At 44.4% G+C, this 17237-nt stretch carries 17 protein-coding genes and 1 pseudogene; 12 read left to right on the plus strand and 6 right to left on the minus strand.

Translation table 11 applies throughout. From position 1 onward, the window contains the following. Positions 1-14 precede the first annotated feature (14 nt). Positions 15-992 carry a beta-ketoacyl-ACP synthase III FabHB gene (gene fabHB / locus NYE53_RS05585; RefSeq protein WP_251186884.1) on the minus strand — a complete coding sequence of 326 codons (978 nt, stop codon included), beginning with the start codon at positions 990-992 and terminating at the stop codon, positions 15-17. Positions 993-1120: 128 nt separating this feature from the next. Between fabHB and NYE53_RS05590 the strand changes: the two genes are divergently transcribed. The 4 genes from NYE53_RS05590 to NYE53_RS05605 all read left to right on the plus strand — a co-directional run bounded on the left by NYE53_RS05590 (position 1121) and on the right by NYE53_RS05605 (position 3770). Then, the gene (locus tag NYE53_RS05590) at positions 1121-1897 is read left to right on the plus strand and encodes a YhfC family intramembrane metalloprotease (protein ID WP_072173858.1); all 777 of its coding nucleotides are present in this window, start codon (positions 1121-1123) and stop codon (positions 1895-1897) included. Positions 1898-2011: 114 nt separating this feature from the next. Beyond that, the gene (locus NYE53_RS05595; protein ID WP_170295641.1) at positions 2012-2176 is read left to right on the plus strand and encodes a hypothetical protein; all 165 of its coding nucleotides are present in this window, start codon (positions 2012-2014) and stop codon (positions 2174-2176) included. 133 nt (positions 2177-2309) lie between these two features. Further along, positions 2310-3350: a M42 family metallopeptidase gene (locus tag NYE53_RS05600; protein WP_339247660.1), complete on the plus strand. Its 1041-nt coding sequence runs from the start codon at positions 2310-2312 to the stop codon at positions 3348-3350. Between the two features lie 12 nt (positions 3351-3362). Continuing rightward, the gene (locus tag NYE53_RS05605; protein WP_047182373.1) at positions 3363-3770 is read left to right on the plus strand and encodes an ASCH domain-containing protein; all 408 of its coding nucleotides are present in this window, start codon (positions 3363-3365) and stop codon (positions 3768-3770) included. Between the two features lie 37 nt (positions 3771-3807). On the opposite strand, the gene gltT is transcribed toward NYE53_RS05605, so the two are convergent. Together gltT and yhfH are read right to left on the minus strand one after the other, a co-directional pair. Continuing rightward, positions 3808-5097: a glutamate/proton symporter GltT gene (gene gltT, locus NYE53_RS05610; protein WP_339247664.1), complete on the minus strand. Its 1290-nt coding sequence runs from the start codon at positions 5095-5097 to the stop codon at positions 3808-3810. Positions 5098-5367: 270 nt separating this feature from the next. Further along, positions 5368-5502, minus strand: a complete 135-nt coding sequence (gene yhfH / locus NYE53_RS05615) for a protein YhfH (protein ID WP_003244802.1) — start codon at positions 5500-5502, stop codon at positions 5368-5370. 157 nt (positions 5503-5659) lie between these two features. Here yhfH and NYE53_RS05620 point away from each other — a divergent pair, with 157 nt between their 5' ends. The 4 genes from NYE53_RS05620 to lcfB all read left to right on the plus strand — a co-directional run bounded on the left by NYE53_RS05620 (position 5660) and on the right by lcfB (position 9770). Beyond that, the gene (locus tag NYE53_RS05620) at positions 5660-6394 is read left to right on the plus strand and encodes an MBL fold metallo-hydrolase (RefSeq protein ID WP_103803947.1); all 735 of its coding nucleotides are present in this window, start codon (positions 5660-5662) and stop codon (positions 6392-6394) included. Between the two features lie 12 nt (positions 6395-6406). Next, positions 6407-7402: a lipoate--protein ligase LplJ gene (gene lplJ / locus NYE53_RS05625; RefSeq protein WP_014479356.1), complete on the plus strand. Its 996-nt coding sequence runs from the start codon at positions 6407-6409 to the stop codon at positions 7400-7402. A gap of 64 nt (positions 7403-7466) precedes the next feature. Further along, on the plus strand, positions 7467-8111 hold the full coding sequence (locus NYE53_RS05630; protein ID WP_049140680.1) for an SDR family oxidoreductase: 645 nt from the start codon (positions 7467-7469) through the stop codon (positions 8109-8111). A 117-nt stretch (positions 8112-8228) separates the two neighbouring features. Next, positions 8229-9770 carry a long-chain-fatty-acid--CoA ligase LcfB gene (lcfB, locus tag NYE53_RS05635; protein ID WP_339247667.1) on the plus strand — a complete coding sequence of 514 codons (1542 nt, stop codon included), beginning with the start codon at positions 8229-8231 and terminating at the stop codon, positions 9768-9770. Between the two features lie 39 nt (positions 9771-9809). Here lcfB and NYE53_RS05640 read toward each other — a convergent pair whose 3' ends face one another. Beyond that, a complete protein-coding gene (locus NYE53_RS05640) occupies positions 9810-10205 on the minus strand; it encodes a hypothetical protein (protein ID WP_332276384.1) in 396 nt (131 codons plus the stop codon). A gap of 148 nt (positions 10206-10353) precedes the next feature. Here NYE53_RS05640 and NYE53_RS05645 point away from each other — a divergent pair, with 148 nt between their 5' ends. Further along, positions 10354-11634 carry a M48 family metallopeptidase gene (locus NYE53_RS05645; RefSeq protein ID WP_086343660.1) on the plus strand — a complete coding sequence of 427 codons (1281 nt, stop codon included), beginning with the start codon at positions 10354-10356 and terminating at the stop codon, positions 11632-11634. Between the two features lie 38 nt (positions 11635-11672). On the opposite strand, the gene aprE is transcribed toward NYE53_RS05645, so the two are convergent. Further along, complete coding sequence (aprE, locus tag NYE53_RS05650) at positions 11673-12818, minus strand: subtilisin AprE (protein WP_015715621.1); 1146 nt, start codon at positions 12816-12818, stop codon at positions 11673-11675. 433 nt (positions 12819-13251) lie between these two features. Between aprE and NYE53_RS05655 the strand changes: the two are divergent. The 3 genes and pseudogenes from NYE53_RS05655 to NYE53_RS05665 all read left to right on the plus strand — a co-directional run bounded on the left by NYE53_RS05655 (position 13252) and on the right by NYE53_RS05665 (position 15931). Further along, positions 13252-13679 (plus strand): annotated as a pseudogene (locus tag NYE53_RS05655) (GNAT family N-acetyltransferase). Positions 13680-13750: 71 nt separating this feature from the next. After that, complete coding sequence (locus NYE53_RS05660) at positions 13751-14743, plus strand: acryloyl-CoA reductase (RefSeq protein ID WP_339247670.1); 993 nt, start codon at positions 13751-13753, stop codon at positions 14741-14743. Between the two features lie 216 nt (positions 14744-14959). Continuing rightward, complete coding sequence (locus tag NYE53_RS05665) at positions 14960-15931, plus strand: ABC transporter substrate-binding protein (RefSeq protein ID WP_339247673.1); 972 nt, start codon at positions 14960-14962, stop codon at positions 15929-15931. Positions 15932-15986: 55 nt separating this feature from the next. Here the strand turns inward: NYE53_RS05665 and NYE53_RS05670 are convergent. After that, positions 15987-17176 (minus strand): IS3 family transposase gene (locus NYE53_RS05670; RefSeq protein WP_339245518.1). Its coding sequence is split into 2 segments (ribosomal slippage): positions 15987-16876 and positions 16876-17176, totalling 1191 coding nucleotides; the frame shifts between segments, so codons are not numbered across the junction. Positions 17177-17237: the final 61 nt, after the last annotated feature.

Raw genomic sequence — 17237 nt, forward strand, 5'->3', positions numbered from 1 at the left:
AGTTCTTTTTTTTGTTACATTCCCCATTTAATAAGCAATCCTGTATAGGTTAATCCGCCGCCAAATCCGAAAAGCAAAACGATTTGATCTTTTTTCAGCTTCCCGGCTTTCACTGCGAGATCGAGCGCCAAAACAATTGAAACCGAAGACGTGTTTCCGTAGTGCTCAACACTAGTGAGCGTTTTTTCAATCGGGAACGGTGTTTTTTCACAAATTGACTCGATCATGCGCAAGTTGGCGCTGTGAGGAACAAACCAATCGAGATCATCAGAGCTGAGTCCTGCTTTATGTAAAAGCCGTTCAAATTCGCCAGGGACGGTTCTTGCGGCCCATTTATATACCTCGCGTCCGTTTTGCACCATTTTTCCAGAACCGACAAGCTGCACACCGTTTATTTCATTTCGCAGTCCGGCACGATACAAAATATCGCCGCCGTTCCCGCTTGTTCCTTGTACAGACGCAAGAAATCCCGGCGTCTCTTCATCTCGTTCCACTAACAGCGCACCCGCGGCATCGCCGAACAGAACGCATGTCGTTCGATCGGTATAATCCGTTACCTTTGATAACGTCTCTCCGGCGATCACGAGAATTTTTTGATGAAGGCTAGATGTGATCAATCCATTTGCCAAATGGAGGCCGTAAGTCAGCCCGGCGCATGTCGCATTAATATCCAGCGCGCCGGTGCTTTCCCAGCCGAAATATTCCTGTACGCGGCATGCCGTACTCGGAAAGGCGTAATCGGATGTGGTTGTGGCAACGAGGATCATATCGACATCATCAAGTGTTCCTTTATAACGGCTCTTGAGATTCTTCACCGCTTCTATGCATAAATCAGAGGTAAATTGATGTTCATCCGCAATCCGGCGTTCTCTCATTCCTGTGCGCTGAACGATCCATTCATCAGAGGTATCAACGATCTTTTCTAAATCTGCATTGGTTAAACGTCTGCTCGGCGCATAGGTGCCGATAGCTGTAATTTTTGCTTTTGACATATGAATCACTCCTTATGGTCAGATTATAACACTAGATATTAGTATCTGGTACTAAAAAGAAGGTTTTTTTACAAAAAAAGAGAAGTGTAGAATAGGGAATCTATGAAAAAGAAAAAGGAGGCTGAAAAATGGTCAGTCAAGAAGCAGTAGTCTTTTTGGCATTATCCGGGGCTATTGCGTTTCTGTTGCCAATCGGGCTGATTGTATGGTTTAAGCGAAAGTATGGCGCCTCGCTTAAAGTGTTTTTTATTGGCGCTCTCACGTTTTTTGTCTTCGCTCAGCTGCTGGAAGGCGGCGTTCATGTTTATGTACTGCAAGTGAATGAAATGACGAAAGAAGCGATGCAACATCCATTATGGTATGGCATTTACGGCTGCTTGATGGCCGGAATTTTTGAGGAGTGCGGAAGGTATATGATGATGCGATTTTTTATGAAGCGCCATCATACCTGGGCGGATGGTCTGGCTTTCGGGGCAGGCCATGGCGGGCTTGAAGCCATCCTGATTACAGGTTTGTCCTCTATCTCACTTATTGTATACGCATTTGCAATCAATAGCGGGACGTTTGAACAGCTTTTAGTCAATGGCGACGTCAAACAGGCGCTTTTGCCGATACAGGAGCAGCTGCTGCATACTCCTTCGTATGAATGGATGCTGGGCGGAATAGAAAGAATCAGTGCCATTGCCGTCCAAATTGGGCTGTCTCTGCTTGTTTTGTACGCGGTTAAAAGCCGCCGGCCGCTGTTTTTGCTGTATTCTATTCTTTTACATGCGCTCTTTAATGTACCGGCGGTTTTATATCAGAGAGGAATCATAGAGCATGCTGCAGCTGTTGAAATCATTATTGCTCTTATAGCGGCTTTATCAGTTTATTGGATTGTAAAAGCAAAAAGGGTGTTTCAATAAAAGGTCCAAGCAGCAGCAATGCCCGCTTGGAAACATGTGAATGGAAATATTCATTAAGCATGGGTCATCAGAATATTTCTGATTCAGTCTTTAGCAATGACAGCAAGAATGTCTGTGTTTTTTACAAGAGAAACAATGGTGTTTCTTTTTCTTCTTCTCGCAAGGGTCATGGCATTCTTTCTTTTTCTTGCAATGGTCGTGGAAATCTTTATCGAACCACTCGTCAAAGAACCAAAAATCATCGAACCAATCGTGACAACGACATTTCTGTTCATGTGAATGACGACAGCACATAGAAATCCCTCCTCTTCCCATGCTCTCTACAGCATATGAGAGATTGATAGGAAAAGATTGGACGGGTCCCTCGGGAAAAGAGTATATTTTAAGTAGAAAATAAAAGGAGGAATGCCCTATGACGTCTGTACGTAAAACGATGGAGCTCATTAAAGAACTGGTATCAATCCCAAGCCCGACAGGAAATACATATGAGGTGATCAATTATATTGAAAGCCTTTTAAAAGAATGGAAGGTAGAAACGGTTCGGAACCACAAGGGCGGCTTAATAGCAACGCTTCCAGGACTCGAGACATCCCGGCATCGCATGCTGACAGCGCACGTTGACACCCTCGGCGCTATGGTGAAGGAGATTAAAGCGGACGGCCGGCTGAAAATTGACTTAATCGGCGGGTTCCGCTACAACTCAATTGAGGGGGAGTATTGCCAAATTGAAACCGCCTCGGGAAAAACGTACACAGGCACAATTTTAATGCATCAAACGTCTGTGCACGTATACAAAGACGCGGGAAAGGCTGAGCGAAATCAAGAGAATATGGAGATCCGCCTAGATGAACCTGTTCACTGCCGGAAAGATACGGAGGAGCTTGGCATTGGCGTCGGAGACTTTGTGTCGTTTGATCCACGTGTCGAGATCACATCAAGCGGATTTATTAAATCGCGCCATTTGGATGACAAAGCAAGCGTCGCCTTATTGCTCCGCTTAATTCATGAAATTCAAACAGAAGACATTGAGCTGCCGTATACAACCCATTTTCTTATTTCCAATAATGAAGAAATCGGTTACGGCGGGAATTCGAATATTCCTCCTGAAACAGTTGAATATTTGGCGGTTGATATGGGCGCTATCGGTGACGGGCAGGCGACAGATGAATATTCAGTATCAATCTGTGTGAAGGATGCGAGCGGGCCGTATCATTATCAGCTCAGAAAGCATTTAGTTCAATTAGCCGAGAAGCATCATATTGACTATAAGCTTGATATATATCCGTACTACGGGTCTGATGCTTCAGCAGCGATCAAATCCGGGCATGATATTGTGCATGGCCTCATAGGGCCGGGAATTGACGCTTCCCATGCATTTGAACGCACCCATAAATCATCTCTTCGCCATACCGCTAAGCTTCTGTATTACTATGTACAGTCACCAATGGTATAAGGGGGGGGACCAATGAAGATTTATAAGCTGAAAAGCACATTCGGCTGGGAAGGTGATGACGGGTTGGGAGAACAGCTGATTCAGCAGATCCTTGCCGGAGAAAAAACCGCCACGTGCGCGCCGAAATCATTGTATTCAAAAGATGAATTGAGGGACGTTTATCAAACAGCGGGTCAGCTTGTTACCGTTTATGATAAACATGACAATCCAAGATGCAATATAAAAGTAACAGATGTCTTTGAAACCACCTTTGGTGCTCCTGATATGAGGTTAGTCAAAGGAGAGGGCAATGGAGACCGAATTGAGGAGTTTCAAGAGGATCATCAGATGGCATGGGCGGAACTGATCAAAAGCGGTGAACTGGAGCTGAATGAGGATACTGTTTTGATTACAGAACTGTTTGTGCTTGTTAAAGATTAAAAAAAGCCTGCGGGGCAAGAACCCCGCAGGCTTTTCATTAACCAGAAATGGTTGCGTTTTGTTCTGTTTTCGATTGGGACATAACAGTTTCTGCTTTCGCAGGATTAAACATGCCTTCCCATTTAGACATCACAACGGCAGCAAGCGCGTTACCAGTCAGGTTGACAACTGTACGTGCCATATCCATGATGCGGTCTACGCCGGCAATAAAGGCAAGTCCTTCAGCCGGAACGCCGATGGTGCCAAGCGTTGCAAGCAAGACAACAAAAGATGTACCAGGCACGGCAGCCATCCCTTTAGATGTCACCATTAAGACGAGCACAAGCGTAATTTGGTGCCAAATCGTCAAATCAATGCCATATACCTGTGCTAAAAAGAGTGCGGCAATAGATTGATAGAGAACGGAACCGTCTAAGTTAAACGTGTAACCGATCGGAATAACAAAGGAAACAATGCCTTTCGGACATCCGATTTTCTCCATTTTTTCCATAATGCGCGGAAGAACCGTTTCAGAGCTGGACGTACTGAACGCCAGTAAGATTTCGTCCTTCATGTAAGCAAGGAACTTGAAGATGCTGATGCCGGCAATTTTTGCGACAATCCCGAAAATAACAATTAAGAAGAAAGCAAGCGCGACATAAACCAATCCGACGAGCTTTCCGAGAGAGATAAGAGAACCGAGTCCGAATTTAGACACAGTCACTCCGATAAGAGCGAAAACGCCGAATGGCGCCACTTTCATCACAAGGTTTACAACGTGGAACATGGCATGGGATACACCTTCAAAAAAGGCTAATACAGGCTTGCCTCTTTCACCGATCGCGGAAATACCCAATGCAAATAGTACTGTAAAGCAGATGATGGCTAGAAGATCCCCTTCGACCAATGACTGGAAGAAGTTTGTCGGCACAATATGGAGGAACGTTTCCGCCACTGATTTATTACTTTGTTCTTTTTCAGTTTCAACATATTGACTGATGTCCGATTTTTGAGCTTCGTGTATATTAACTCCTGTACCCGGATGGAAGATGTTTGCAAGGGCTAGTCCGAGAATAATGGCAAAAGTCGTGATGATCTCGAAGTACAGAATCGTTCTGAAGCCTAATTTACCGACTTGCTTTCCATTTCCTGCACCGGCTACACCGATGATTAAGCTGGAGACAACAATAGGAATCACTATCATTTTGATTAAGCGTAAAAAGAGATCCCCGATTGGCTGCAGGTAAGTAGGCAATGCTGGGTTGCCATACCAAATGACGCCAACAATGACACCTAGAATAAGTCCAACGAATATTTGTGTGGCTAATCCAAACCTAATTCTTTTCATAGATTACCTCCCAAAAAACAAAGTATCAACATATATCATGAATAGACATATATTTAATCTCACTATTAGATCAAATTATAATAGATAAGAAATCAATTCGTCTATAGTAAATTATATTTCGAAAATAAAGAATATTCAATGACATTATGATAATCACCAGAATTATCTAAAAACAGGTGAGCTTTGACCTAACCTGACTATTATTTCAAAATTAAGAGATATGTGAAAAAATAAGAAAATCCCACGCGTAAGGCGCGGGATTTTCGCTCATTACAAATCGTTTACTTTTATACAGTCATTGCAGATATTACCATAACACTCATGCTGCTCTTCTATCTTTTTTCCGCATTCCGCACACTTTTTCGAAGGCAGGTTTCTAAAAAATTCTGTGATTTTCCCCAGCATAACCAATCCCTCTTTCCCCTTTGTAGTGATCTCATTGTAATATAACAGATTACAAAAATCAATAACTGTTTTGATACAATGTTTAAAACATGCTTTTTTCAAGAAAAATGGGTATATTGAAGGAGGATCAATTTTTTTGAAAAGATAGGAGGACATTATGAAAGTTACAGTTATCGGATGCTATGGCGGTTTTCCGGCCGCAAATGAAGCGACGTCAGGCTATTTGTTTCAGTCAGGTGATTACTCTCTGCTTGTTGATTGCGGCAGTGCCGTTTTGTCTAAGCTGTTCGGATATGTGCCGGCGGAAAAGCTGGATGCGGTCGTTCTGTCTCATTATCACCATGACCATATCGCTGATATCGGGCCGCTGCAATTTGCCAAGCAAGTCGGTTCGTTTCTCGGCAAAGGAGATCATACGCTTCCGATTTACGGACATGATGCTGATATAGAACAGTTTCAAAAGCTTACATATAAAACACATACGAAAGGGATCGCCTATCAGCCGGATCAGCCGTTGACTGCCGGTCCGTTTACGATCACCTTTTTAAAAACGATTCACCCGGTGACGTGCTATGCCATGCGGATTACTGACGGCAGCCACACTGTCGTTTATACTGCTGATTCCAGCTATCAGGATTCATTTATACCGTTTTCGAAAGATGCTGATTTATTGATCTCAGAATGCAATTTTTATGCCGATCAAGACGGAACAAGTGCAGGCCATATGAACAGCCTGGAAGCCGGGCGCATTGCAAAAGAAGCGGGAGCGGGAGAACTGCTGCTGACCCATTTGCCGCATTTTGGCGTGCATGACAACCTTCGCAAAGAAGCGAAAACCGTTTTTAACGGAGAAGTGAATATTGCGAAATCAGGTTTTGTGTGGGAAGGATAAAGGAGGAGCACCATGTTATTTATAGACAATCAAAATATCAATGATCCGCGGATCAATCTTGCTATCGAGGAGTACTGTGTAAAGCATTTAGACCCTGAACAGCAATATTTGCTCTTTTATGTGAATCAACCGTCTATTATCATTGGAAAAAACCAAAATACAATAGAAGAAATCAATACAAAATATGTTGAGGAAAACGGGATTATCGTCGTCCGCCGTTTATCAGGCGGGGGCGCTGTGTACCATGATCTGGGGAACTTGAACTTCAGCTTTATTACCAAGGATGACGGTGACAGCTTTCATAACTTTAAAAAATTCACTGAGCCGGTGATTCAGGCGTTACATCAGCTTGGGGTTGAAGCTGAATTAAGCGGCCGGAACGACATTGTAGTGGATGGCCGGAAAATATCCGGAAACGCTCAGTTTGCAACGAAAGGCCGTATTTTCAGCCACGGCACCCTCATGTTTGATTCAGCCATTGATCATGTTGTATCAGCATTAAAGGTGAAAAAGGATAAAATTGAATCAAAAGGCATCAAATCGATCAGAAGCCGAGTGGCAAACATCAGTGAGTTTCTCGATGATAAAATGACCACCGAAGAATTCCGCAGCCATTTGCTTCGCCATATTTTTAACACAAACGACATTGGAAACGTGCCGGAGTATAAGCTGACGGAAAAAGATTGGGAGACCATTCATCAAATTTCGAAAGAGCGCTATCAGAATTGGGATTGGAACTACGGCCGCTCACCAAAATTTAACCTTAATCATTCGAAACGTTATCCGGTTGGATCGATCGATTTGCGCCTGGAAGTCAAGAAAGGCAAAATCGAGGACTGCAAAATCTTCGGAGATTTCTTCGGTGTCGGTGATGTATCTGAAATTGAAAACCTGCTGGTCGGAAAACAATACGAACGCAGCGTCATCGCTGATGTGCTCGAAGGTGTGAATCTCAAGCATTACTTTGGGAACATTACGAAAGAGGATTTCCTTGATCTGATTTATTAAGGCAAAACACATCGTTTGAAAGAGCGGTTGTGTTTTTGAAATAATGGAGGCAGGAGGGATTCACATGAAAGTGTTTTTAATCGGAGCGAACGGACAAATCGGGCAAAGACTCGTCTCTTTATTCCAAGATAATCCTGATCATTCCATCAGAGCGATGGTCAGAAAAGAAGAACAGAAAGCGTCTCTTGAAGCTGCCGGTGCAGAAGCTGTGCTTGCGAATCTGGAGGGCAGCCCGGAAGAAATCGCCGCTGCGGCAAAAGGCTGTGACGCGATCATTTTCACAGCTGGTTCCGGCGGCAGCACAGGCTATGATAAAACACTGCTGGTGGATCTCGATGGAGCGGCGAAAGCCATTGAAGCTGCGGACATTGCCGGTATCAAACGGTTTATTATGGTCAGCGCCCTGCAAGCCCATAACCGTGAAAATTGGAATGAGGCACTCAAGCCTTATTATGTGGCCAAGCATTATGCTGATAAAATTCTGGAAGCGAGCGGTTTAACCTATACGATTATCCGTCCGGGAGGCCTTCGCAATGAGCCTGGAACGGGAACTGTTTCAGCAGCGAAGGATCTGGAGCGGGGATTTATTTCTCGTGATGACGTTGCAAAAACGGTCATTGCCTCTTTAGATGAGAAGAATACGGAAAATCGGGCCTTTGATCTGACAGAAGGAGATACGCCGATTGCCGAAGCATTGAAGAAACTATGACAGTACTGACACTCAGGGCTTTTTGCTCTTGAGTGTTTTTTTCTGTTTCTCTATAATGGAGGAGAAAGCTTGGCTTCAATAATGAATGACTATTCATTCACTTTAAGGGGTGGGAGAATGAATCTTGTTTCAAAATTGGAAGAAACAGCATCTGAGAAGCCCGACAGCATCGCATGCAGGTTTAAAGATCACATGATGACGTATCAAGAGCTGAATGAATATATTCAGCGATTTGCGGACGGCCTTCAGGAAGCCGGTATGGAGAAAGGGGACCATTTAGCTTTGCTGCTTGGCAATTCGCCTGATTTTATCATCGCGTTTTTTGGCGCTTTAAAAGCTGGGATCGTGGTTGTTCCCATCAATCCGTTGTACACGCCGACAGAAATTGGTTATATGCTGACAAATGGCGATGTAAAGGCAATCGTGGGCGTTAGCCAGCTTTTGCCGCTTTATGAGAGCATGCATGAGTCGCTGCCAAAGGTTGAGCTCGTCATTTTATGCCAGACGGGGGAGGAGGAGCCGGAAGCTGCGGACCCAGAGGTCAGGATGAAAATGACAACGTTTGCAAAAATATTGCGGCCGACATCTGCCGCTAAACAAAACCAAGAACTTGTCCCTGATGATACCGCGGTTATTTTATATACGTCAGGAACGACTGGAAAACCGAAAGGCGCGATGCTGACTCATCAGAATTTGTACAGCAATGCCAACGATGTTGCAGGCTATTTGGGAATGGATGAGAGGGACAATGTGGTCTGCGCTCTTCCCATGTTTCACGTGTTTTGTTTAACTGTCTGCATGAATGCACCGCTGATGAGCGGCGCAACTGTCTTGATTGAGCCTCAATTCAGTCCGGCATCTGTTTTTAAGCTTGTTAAGCAGCAGCAGGCTACCATTTTTGCCGGTGTGCCTACAATGTATAACTACTTGTTTCAGCATGAAAACGGAAAGAAAGATGATTTTTCTTCCATCCGGCTGTGCATTTCGGGAGGCGCGGCCATGCCAGTCGCGTTGCTGACGGCGTTTGAAGAAAAATTCGGTGTTACCATTTTGGAAGGCTACGGGCTCTCGGAAGCATCACCCGTCACGTGCTTTAACCCGTTTGACAGGGGCAGAAAGCCGGGCTCCATCGGGACAAGTATCTTACATGTCGAAAACAAGGTCGTAGATCCGCTCGGACGCGAGCTTCCCGCTCACCAGGTCGGCGAATTGATCGTGAAAGGCCCCAATGTGATGAAGGGCTATTATAAAATGCCGATGGAAACAGAGCATGCATTAAAAGACGGGTGGCTTTATACGGGGGACTTGGCAAGACGGGATGAGGACGGCTATTTTTACATTGTTGACCGGAAAAAAGACATGATCATTGTAGGAGGATACAATGTGTATCCGCGGGAGGTAGAGGAGGTGCTGTACAGCCATCCGGACGTCAAGGAGGCGGTTGTCATCGGCGTGCCGGACCCCCAAAGCGGGGAAGCGGTAAAGGGATATGTGGTGCCGAAACGCTCTGGGGTAACAGAAGAGGATATCATGCAGCACTGTGAAAAGCATCTGGCAAAGTACAAGCGGCCTGCTGCCATTACGTTTCTTGACGATATTCCGAAAAATGCGACGGGGAAAATGCTCAGACGGGCACTGAGAGATATTTTGCCCCAATAAAATGGAAAAAGCGAAGCGGTTAGCTTCGCTTTTTCATTTTCAATCCTTTGCTTCTTTTTTCATAATATTTAGCAGCGCCTTTGTATCATTTTTGCTTAATTTGTAGTATGTGCCATCCTTCAAAAAAACGGCTTGCTGGCTGCCGTCAATCCATAGTCTGAATGAGTCATACCGGTCTTTATGAAACTTGATTGTCCCTTCGTAATCAGGGGCTGATGTTTTTTCTGTCTTCACCTGTTTTCCCTGATTCATAATATCCAGCATATCTTTGACGTGCTGTCTTTTTTCAATCTCGATATCTTCCTGGCCGCTTGAAGACAGTGTGATCAAATCCGCGTCTACCGATTGATACACATCGCCTGATCGGCTGTAAAGATAAAAAAATGCTATAAACACAAGACCGATTACCACGATGGCTGCCACTATTTTTTTCATTTGCATCACTCCAAACATTGTTAGTTTTCCCAGCGATCGGGCTTTCCATGCTTAAAAGGGTGGAAAAGTGCGGAACACAGCTTGGTTCTAAGAATTTGAATTTATGATTACAATAGAAGTAACGGGTTGATGTGAGGAGTGAGGCGTTATGCGCAAGTGGATTGCGGCAGCAGGACTTGCTTACGTGCTGTACGGGCTGTTTTTTTATTGGTATTTTTTCCTGTCGGGTGATTCCGCAATACCGGAAGCCGTAAAAGGGACGCAGGCTGATCCGGCTTCTTTCATGAAGCCGTCTGAGTTGGCAGTGGCCGAGCAGTATTCGAATGTCAAGAATTTTTTATTTTTTATCGGGGTACCACTTGATTGGTTTCTGTTTTTTGTTCTGCTGGTCAGCGGTGTTTCAAAGAAAATCAAGAAATGGATGGAAGCGGCCGTGCCTTTTCGCTTTTTGCAGACCGTTGGTTTTGTGTTTGTGCTTTCGCTGATTACAACATTGGTGACGCTGCCTTTAGATTGGATAGGCTATCAAGTATCGCTTGACTATAACATTTCCACACAGACTACGGCCAGCTGGGCTAAGGATCAGGTTATCAGCTTTTGGATCAGCTTTCCAATCTTTACGCTTTGCGTTCTCGTATTTTATTGGCTGATCAAAAGGCATGAAAAAAAATGGTGGTTATACGCCTGGCTGTTAACAGTGCCGTTTTCGCTGTTTCTGTTTTTTATTCAGCCGGTCATTATCGATCCTTTATACAATGATTTTTATCCGCTGAAAAACAAAGAGCTTGAAAGCAAAATTTTAGAGCTGGCAGATGAAGCCAATATTCCGGCTGACCATGTATATGAAGTGAACATGTCAGAAAAAACAAATGCGCTGAATGCCTATGTTACAGGAATTGGGGCCAATAAACGGATTGTATTGTGGGATACGACGCTGAACAAACTTGACGATTCAGAAATTCTGTTTATTATGGGCCACGAAATGGGCCATTATGTCATGAAGCACGTTTACATCGGTCTGGCTGGCTATTTGCTCGTGTCGCTCGCCGGATTTTATGTCATTGATAAGCTTTACAAGCGGACGGTTCGCCTAACCCGCAGCATGTTTCATTTAGAAGGGCGGCATGATCTTGCGGCACTTCCGCTGTTATTGCTTTTGTTTTCTGTTTTGAGCTTTGCGGTTACGCCTTTTTCTAATGCTGTCTCGCGTTATCAGGAGAATAAGGCTGACCAGTATGGGATCGAGTTGACAGAGAACAGAGAAGCCGCTGTTAAAACGTTTCAGGATTTGGCCGTGACGGGGCTGAGCCAGGTTGATCCTCCGGTGCTTGTGAAGATTTTCAGAGGCAGCCATCCTTCGATCATGGAACGGATTCAACATGCGGAGAAAGAAGAGAATGCGCCGGAACATCAGGATGCTGACAAATAAAAAGAAGCAGGTATGGAGGAACCTGCTTCTTTTTACTATTATTGTGCAGCTGCTTGTACGTTGATTAACCCTTTTCCATAGTAGAAAGAGTTTCCAAGGTATGTTGCAGTGCTTTCTAAACGATCACGGACTTGCGCGTTAGTCCAAGTCGGGTGCTTAGAAAGAATTAACGCTGCTGCTCCGGCAACGTGAGGAGTCGCCATGGACGTGCCGTTGTAAGCACCGTAAGTGCCTCCAGGAAGTGTGCTTTGGATGGATACGCCAGGAGCCATCACATCAAGCTCAGAACCTGCGCTTGAGAATGAAGCTCTTTGGTTGCTGCTGTTTACCGCACCTACCGCAATAGTGGAAGGATATTTTGCAGGGTAGCCGACTGTGCTTGAGCTTCCGGACGAACCTTCGTTTCCGGCAGCGGCAGCAACGACGATACCGCTGGAAACGGCTTTATCAACGACTGTTTTCAGCGCTGTAGAACCAGAAGGTCCGCCAAGGCTCATGTTAATAACATCCATATTGTTGGAAATGGCCCATTCAATGCCGTTAATAATCCAGCTGTATTGGCCGCTTCCTGTTGAATCAAGCACTTTTACTGCATATAATGATGCGCTTGGCGCTACGCCCAGAACACCGATTGAGTTATTAAGAGCGGCAATCGTACCGGCTACATGCGTACCGTGAGAACTGCCGTCCTGGTATGGGTTTGTTTCAGAAGGTACGAAGCTTGCTCCGCCTCTGACGTTTAAGTCAGGATGAGAAGAGTCAATTCCGCTGTCGATAACAGCTACTTTTACGTTAGAGCCTGTGTAGCCTTGAGAGTGAAGAGCCGGCGCTTTAATTTGAGAAATGCCATAAGGAACAGATTGCGCATATTCATGTGCAATATGATCTTCTTCCACATATGCAACGCTCGGATCTTTTTTCAATTCTTTTACAGCTTTTTCATCCAATGTTGCTGCGGCCGCGTTAACATACTTAAATTGCTTTTGAACCTTTCCGCCTTTTTCAGAAATAACATCCTTTTTCTTGGCGGAACTCATGGCACTCATTGTCTGCTTAAATCCGACAATGTATTTCTTTTCTGTACTGCTTTTTCCGGCAGCCTGCGCAGACATGTTGCTGAACGCCATCGTAAAGATTAACGTTAACGCAAACAACAAGCTGATCCACAATTTTTTGCTTCTCACTCTTTACCCTCTCCTTTTAAAAAATTCAGAGTAGACTTACTTAAAAGACTATTCTGTGAATTTATTGTAATAGATGGAATAATATTTTAGTAGACCCATTTTTTTGAGATGATTTTATCTCTATTTAGGTATATCATCTCTCGCTATTTCCGTAGAGACTCGAAATAACTATTTTCATACAGAAAAGAACGAAAATAGACATGAGTAAATGTTCATTATGCTGAAATGTCATGCTTTTTTAGGTTAAATGCTCCTGAGTCCCGGCAAATTTCTGTCGAAAAAATTCGTTCAAATGACCTGCATATGCTTCCGTGAGAACAATGGATATTATCGTGATATTTTTTCAAAGCATGATGATAAAAGTATTCTGAAAAATAAACTTTACAGAAAAGGGATAGAATGAAAAAATTATTGAGAGGGAGGAAGAAATGAGATGAACATTCGCCAAGCAAAGACATCAGATGCGGTCGCCATTGCGCCGTTGTTTAACCAATATCGGGAATTTTATAGACAGGCATCTGATTTGCAAGAGGCAGAGGCTTTTTTGAAAGCTCGTTTGGAAAATCACGAGTCTGTTATTTTGATAGCAGAAGAAAATGGAGAATTCATAGGCTTTACCCAGCTCTATCCAACGTTTTCTTCTGTGTCAATGAAAAGGATCTACATATTAAATGACTTATTTGTCGTTCCTCAGGCGCGTACAAAGGGAGCCGGTGGCCGGCTGCTTTATGCAGGGGGGCAAAATGTTTAGCACTTCAGACTGAGCACCACAACCGGAAGGCAAGAAGCTTGTATGAGCAAAACGGCTATGAAGAGGATACCGGATTTGTCCATTATCGTCTGAATGTGCCGGCGAAGTGAAAATGGCGGCTTGATGATTTGGTTTTTTGAACGTTCTTCGGTTACGATAGAAATGAAAAGGAGTGTGCCGAATGTCAACGTTATTTCAAGCATTGCAGGCTGAAAAAAATGCCGATGATGTTTCAGTCCATGTGAAAACCATATCAACAGAGGATTTGCCGAAGGATGGTGTCTTGATTAAAGTTGCTTATTCCGGCATCAATTACAAAGATGGTCTGGCCGGAAAAGCAGGAGGCAATATTGTCAGAGAGTATCCGCTTATTTTAGGCATCGATGCTGCGGGTACGGTCGTCTCTTCCAATCATCCGCGTTTTGCGGAGGGGGATGAGGTGATCGCGACAAGCTATGAGCTCGGTGTCTCACGTGATGGCGGATTAAGTGAATACGCTTCGGTGCCTGGTGACTGGCTGGTGCCTTTGCCACAGAATCTTTCGTTAAAAGAAGCGATGGTGTACGGAACGGCGGGATTTACTGCGGCGTTATCAGTGCATCGGCTTGAACAGAACGGTCTGTCTCCGGAAAAAGGCAGCGTCCTAGTCACAGGAGCAACCGGCGGTGTCGGCGGAATTGCGGTATCGATGCTGAACAAGCGGGGCTATGATGTGGTGGCAAGCACCGGAAACCGGGAGGCGGCTGATTATTTGAAACAGCTCGGTGCAAGCGAAGTAATCAGCAGGGAAGATGTCTATGACGGAACGCTTAAGGCGCTGTCCAAGCAGCAATGGCAGGGAGCGGTTGATCCAGTCGGCGGAAAACAGCTTGCCTCGCTTTTAAGCAAAATTCAATACGGCGGATCTGTCGCAGTGAGCGGCTTAACCGGCGGAGGAGAAGTTCCGGCAACGGTGTATCCTTTTATTCTTCGCGGAGTAAGCCTGCTCGGAATCGATTCAGTATACTGTCCGATGGACGTCAGAGCCGCTGTTTGGGAGCGCATGTCTTCTGATCTCAAGCCTGATCAGCTGCTGACCATCGTGGACAGGGAAGTATCATTGGAAGAAACGCCGGGTGCGTTAAAAGATATTTTGCAAAATCGCATTCAAGGAAGAGTGATTGTGAAGCTTTAACAGGATCAGCTTGCAGAGAATGTTATTTTTCTGCAAGCTTTTTTGTGGACAGGATGATCAGCTGCTGAACTGCTGTGTCGTGAAACAAGATTTTCCTGTAAGCCGAACTTTCTCTTCTCATTTAAAAAATAATTGGTGATAATGATTCTCATTCCGTGTTATACTACTCTTGGACATCTTAACCATAGAAACTACCAACAGGAGAGACTGGAACATATGAAAAAAACACTGATTATTCTTACAGTTTTACTTCTTTCTGTCTTAACGGCTGCTTGCTCGTCTTCAAGCGGCAATCAAAACAGTAAAGAACATAAAGTGGCGGTAACACATGATTTAGGGAAGACAAATGTACCTAAGCATCCGAAGCGGGTTGTTGTTCTTGAGCTAGGTTTTATTGATACACTGCTTGATCTCGGCATTACGCCTGTCGGGGTTGCCGATGACAACAAAGCGAAGCAGCTGATCAACAAGGATGTGCTGAAGAAAATTGACGGCTACACATCTGTCGGCACTCGCTCACAGCCAAGCATGGAAAAAATCGCTTCATTAAAACCCGATTTAATTATTGCTGACACGACTCGGCATAAGAAGGTGTACGATCAGCTGAAAAAAATAGCGCCGACGATTGCGCTTAATAATTTAAATGCTGATTATCAGGATACAATTGACGCTTCGCTTACGATTGCAAAAGCAGTCGGCAAGGAGAAGGAAATGGAGAAAAAGCTGACGGCGCATGAAGAAAAGCTTAGCGAGACAAAGCAGAAAATCAGCGCGAACAGCCAGTCCGTGCTTTTGATCGGAAATACAAATGATACGATTATGGCCAGGGATGAAAACTTCTTTACATCAAGACTTTTAACACAGGTCGGCTATCGTTATGCAATCAGTACGTCAGGCAATAGCGATTCAAGCAATGGCGGCGACTCTGTGAATATGAAAATGACACTGGAGCAGCTGCTGAAAACAGATCCGGATGTGATCATCCTGATGACAGGAAAAACAGATGACCTCGACGCCGACGGTAAACGCCCGATCGAAAAAAATGTCCTTTGGAAAAAACTGAAGGCAGTGAAAAACGGGCATGTATACCACGTGGACCGTGCGGTGTGGTCTCTGCGCCGCAGTGTAGACGGGGCGAATGCCATTTTGGACGAGCTTCAAAAAGAGATGCCGGCTGCTCAGAAATAAAAGAAAAGACAGGCAAACTGGTCTTACCCCTGTCAAGTAGACAGCCATAAAAAGCCTAAGCAACCAGTGTGTTACGGTATTCTACCGGAGCACACTGGTTTAATTTTTTCTGGAATCGTTCGTGATTATAGAACTGGATGTAATCTTTAATGCTTTTGTGGAGCTCTTTTTCAGTTTGGCATGAAGAAAAGTATGTATTCTCTGTTTTGAGGTGCGAGAAAAATGATTCGATACAGGCGTTATCCAGGCAGTTTCCCTTACGGGAATGGCTGCCCTTCAAACCAACGGTTTCAAGTCGCTTTTGATATGCTTTTGTTGTGTATTGGAATCCTTGATCAGAGTGGAGAATGGCCCCTTGGACATCCCGTTGAGTTGTTAAACTTTCCACTGTTTTCATCACCAGTTCAAGATCATTTCGCTTTGACAGTTTCCATGCGACAACCTCATTGTTGTAAAGATCTTGTACTGCAGAAAGATAATAGAATCGTTGTCCGCAAGCAATATAGGTAATATCGGTTACATATAACTGATTAGGCTGATTGGTTTGAAATTCTCGGTTAAGCCGGTTTGGCAGGACAACCGATGCCTTTCTTCCAAAATAACGACGCTTTTTTCGAATAATCGAGTGGATGTTCATCTCTCTCATCAATCTGTAAACACGCTTATGGTTGACGCAGAAACCTTCTTTCTTTAAAGCGACAGTAATCCGAGGATAGCCATAGAAAGGGCGTGAATGATGAATCGCCATGATGTGCTCTTTTATGATCTGATCTCTCTGTTGCCTTGCCATTCGAAACCTTTGAGCCTTGCGCCATTTATAGTACCCTGACCGTGACACTTTGGCGATACATACCAGCCACGTAATCGGATAACGGTCCTTCAATTCGTGAACAGCTTCAAATCGTGCTGCCTTCAAAATCCGTCCTCCCCATGCAGATTTGGATAGCGCTTTTTTAGGTATTCGACCTGTGCCTTTAAATAATCTCGTTCTTCCTCAACACTTTTAAACGTTGTTTTAGGGCGTCCAATAAAAGGATTGTCTGACTTTGTATCTTTTCCCCTTTGATCATCAAAAGACTTGCCTTCCCGATATGTTTTCACCCAATTTTTGAGCTGGGTTGAACTTCGAAGCCCTAATTCTTCAGCTAACGTGTTATAGCTTTTGTTTCCTTCCTCGTACATTTTGACAGCTTTCATCTTAAATTCTTTCGTATAGTTTTGAAAGTGTTGCCCTTTTCTCGCCATAAAAAATCCCCTCCACGTATAGTGTAACAGCCACTTTTGAAAAGCGGGCTTTTTACACTGT

Source organism: Bacillus sp. FSL R5-0523, from assembly GCF_037975295.1.
GTDB lineage: Bacteria > Bacillota > Bacilli > Bacillales > Bacillaceae > Bacillus > Bacillus subtilis.